Source organism: Kitasatospora sp. NPDC056531, assembly GCF_042794375.1.
In the GTDB taxonomy this organism is placed as follows: domain Bacteria; phylum Actinomycetota; class Actinomycetes; order Streptomycetales; family Streptomycetaceae; genus Kitasatospora.
Window position 1 is genome coordinate 1 of sequence record NZ_JBHTTU010000247.1, and the last position, 3,509, is coordinate 3,509.

Annotated in this window: 3 protein-coding genes; 2 read left to right on the forward strand and 1 reads right to left on the reverse strand. The window is 67.2% G+C overall.

What is annotated here, in order from left to right; translation table 11 throughout:
- The first annotated feature begins 420 nt into the window (after positions 1–420).
- Positions 421–801, forward strand: a complete 381-nt coding sequence (locus tag ACFQ87_RS45105; RefSeq protein ID WP_380616859.1) for an ArsR/SmtB family transcription factor — start codon at positions 421–423, stop codon at positions 799–801.
- Between the two features lie 705 nt (positions 802–1,506).
- Here ACFQ87_RS45105 and ACFQ87_RS45110 read toward each other — a convergent pair.
- The gene (locus ACFQ87_RS45110) at positions 1,507–1,791 is read right to left on the reverse strand and encodes a hypothetical protein (RefSeq protein WP_380616860.1); all 285 of its coding nucleotides are present in this window, start codon (positions 1,789–1,791) and stop codon (positions 1,507–1,509) included.
- Positions 1,792–2,177: 386 nt separating this feature from the next.
- Between ACFQ87_RS45110 and ACFQ87_RS45115 the strand changes: the two genes are divergently transcribed.
- The coding region (locus ACFQ87_RS45115; protein WP_380616861.1) for an endonuclease/exonuclease/phosphatase family protein at positions 2,178–3,509 on the forward strand (1,332 nt) is incomplete at its 3' end.

Below are 3,509 nucleotides of genomic sequence, written 5' to 3' on the forward strand. Positions count from 1 at the left end.
GTGCGGAACGTCGATGCCGTGGGCGGCCGCGATCCGAAGCAGGGCAGCCACGCGCCCGGCGTAGGCCTGGGCGCCGTCGTCGTCCCCGTCGCTCCGGGCCCGCCGCAGGGCCTGGCGGGCCCGGGCCAGCTGTTCGTGCAGTTCCTCGTCGAACACCGCGGTCACGACTCGTCCCTCCCGGGCTGCGGGCGGGTGCCGGGCGCACCTTCGCCGATCCAACAGCACGCCATCATGTATGGAGATGAAGAATTTTTCAAATAGTAGATTTCGCATGTGATGGATTCAGTCAGTGGTCATCTCTGCTCATCGGTAGCGCCCTGGCCGGCCGCGGGTCGCCCCCTGGCCGGCGGGCGAGGGCGGCCGACCGGTTGGTAAGGTCAACTCTTCGATGAGGTTCCACCTGATGGAGACGGTGACGACGTGAACGCCGAAACGCCCACCCCGCCTCCTGTGGTCGGTGCGCCGCTGTACCAACTGAAGGCGGAGTTCTTCAAGACCCTCGGCCACCCCGTGCGCATCCGTGTCCTGGAGCTGCTGAGCGAACGCGAGTACGCGGTCTCCGAGATGCTGCCCGAGGTCGGCGTCGAGGCCTCCCACCTGTCCCAGCAGCTCGCCGTGCTGCGGCGTTCCAACCTGGTGATCGCCCGCCGTGAGGGCTCCACCGTCTACTACCGCCTCACCAATCCGAGGGTGGCCGAGCTCCTGCGGGTCGCCCGCACCATCCTCGGTGGTGTGATCAGCGGCCAGGCCGAGCTCCTGGACGGTCTGCTCGCCCAGCCCCAGAAGCCCGGGCGCGACTGACGCTGCCGGCTGGCGGTGTGATGCGCGTGGCATGTTCTGGCCATGCATGCAATTGACAAGATTATCAACTGCTAAGATCGGCATGTGATGGCGCTGCCGGAAGCGTGCCGTCGCGGGGAGGCCACCCGGGAACCGACGCCGGGGCGGCCTCACTGGCCTGCGGTGGAACACCCTTACGATTCCACGGGTCGGTGTGACGCCGACTGTCCCCGAACGGCTGAGACTGGTCCGCTCGACCGTCCTGCCGGACTTGCCGGTTGCTAACGTCTGCAAGTCGTGAAGCGGCGCCGCCCCGGTACAGCTGATCGCCTCAGCCGGGCCTTCCCCTCAACCGGTCCTACCCCTCTACCGGTCCTTCGCCCTCATCGGCTTCGCCTCAACAGGCCCTTGTCGCAAGCCCGGTGCCCCGACAGGAGCAACGAGGTCGAGCGCTTCGTATCCGCCCCCCGAGCCCCGGGGACGTCGTCAGCAGACCTGGAGACCGTCATGGGTCTGTGGCACAGGATCCGTGAGATCGGCCGGATCGCCGAGCCCGCACCGCCCCGCCCGGAGGGCGAAACCCTGCCCGCCGCCCGCCAGTTACACGGCTCCGCCCAGGTGCGCCACGTCGACGCCGGGTCGTGCAACGGTTGCGAGGTCGAGATCGGCGGCGCGTTCGGACATCGTCCCGGACTTCCCGCTCACCAACAAGAGCTTCAACCTCTCCTACGCGGGAAACGACCTGTAGGCGTCGGCGCCGCCTCCCATCGCAGAAAGGGCACTGTCTGCAGGCGGCTCCAATGCCACGTCGATGACGTCGACCAGCCTTCGCAGCTTCTGCTCGACGCGCATGGCGTCCTGCTGCGGAACGCGTACGACGGCCCTGGCCGAGGTCGCCGACTCGGTGTTGAAGGCGAGGTCCAGTACCCGGTGGTTGTTGAGGGTGCTGGCGAGTCGCGCGAGCGTCCCGGTGCCGGGGCGCAGGGTGACGGTGAGCCGGGGATGTTCCATGGGAGCGGTCCTGTCTGTCGGGTGAGCCTGGTGGCAGAAAAGCAGAAAGACCCCTCGCGAAGCGCGAGAGGTCTGCGTGCGGGCGATGAACCGGGGGAGGGTCACTCCTCCCGACTCGGTGCCGGCACGCTGCCGCTAATAATCAGCTGCTGCTGCATGCCAGGCATGTTGGCAGAAACCCGACCGACCTGGACGGCGCGTCTCACCCTGCGGACGACCGTCGCCGAGGACCCAGCCGGCTTTCCTGCGATCGGGGAGGCTACCTGCGGTTCCAGTATCCTCCGTGTCCGGGACGCTTCGATGGGGGAGATTTGAATGGTGAACGCGCCCGCTCCTTCGCGTCATTGGCGTTTCCATCTGTGATGACGAAGGTTAAAAGGAAATCGATGCGCATACGCTCACTATGTGCCGCGCTGCTCTCCATGGCGCTGCTCATGGGTCTTCCGGCCGCGGTGCTCGGCACCGCGTCCGCGGCGACCGCCGGCACGGCCACGCCGCCGCTGCGATTCTTCTCGTACAACATGTGCGGCGGATCCTCGTGGGGAGGGGGGACCTACTGCACCCTGCCCGGTGAAGTCACCAATCGGGACGCCTACGTGACGTCCGAGGCGACCACCTGGAATTCCGACCTGCTGTTCCTGACCGAGATCTGCAAGTCGCAGTTCGACGGGCTCCAGAGCAGCCTCGGTCCGTCCGGATACCACGGCGCCTATGTCGAAACCCTCGGGACCGTGTCGAGTTGCGCCCTCAACGGCGGCACCAGCCAGTCCGAGGGCGTCGCGCTGTTCAGCAAGGGCGCGGATCCGGCGCCGAACGCCCAGACGATCTACCTCGGTGAGCACGCCGGCCGGGAGACCGTCAACATGGTGTGCGCGGACACCACGCTCCAGGGGCGAGCCATCAAGGCCTGCACCTACCACCCGTCGGCGGCCATGTACTCGACCGAGTGCCCGGACTACCCGTCCACCACGCCCACCTGCCTCGGGACGACCCAGCAGCGCCAGGGCGAGGTCGCACGGAAGGCCGTCGAGCCGTGGATCGCCGCCGGGATCCCCGTGGTGGTCGGTGGCGACTTCAACGCCTCGCCCACCGACCCGTCGCTGGACAGCTTCTACGACTTCGGTGGCGGATTCGGCCGGTTCACCGAGGTCGACGAGACCGACAAGACCCAGTTCGGCAACATCTGCCCGCAGAACGCCGATCGCTGCCGCACCGGCAAGTACACCTACGACCTTGGGCAGACCGACCAGTCGAAGATCGACTACGTCTTCCTGAGCTCCCGGGACTTCACCTCGCCGTACGCCGCCACGCCGCACCGCAACGACACGATCTCCGACCACGGTGACCTGATGGGCGCCGCGGCGTGGGCCGGATGCGCGGACCCCGCCAACGCCGCCGTGGCGAAGAACCAGGTGCCGTGCAACGACGACACGACGTCATCGGTCCGGGGTGACTTCAACGGCGACGGCAAGGCCGACATCGGTGTCCTGTACAACTACGGCCTGAACCCGGACGGCACCAACCACACCGGCCTGTGGACCTTCACGTCGACGGGTACCGGCTTCGCGAACCCGGTCGAGGTGTCGGACAGCAGGACCAACGGTACGGGCTCGTGGAACTGGAGCTCGAGCAAGGTCGTCGCCGGTGACTTCAACGGCGACGGCAAGGCCGACATCGGTGTCCTGTACAACTACGGTACCAATCCGGACAGTTCATAC

What these genes read in the sequence shown, in the direction of transcription:
- ACFQ87_RS45110 (WP_380616860.1), bottom strand. Translation starts at nt 1,791, where the DNA reads ATGGAACATCCCCGGCTCACCGTCACCCTGCGCCCCGGCACCGGGACG.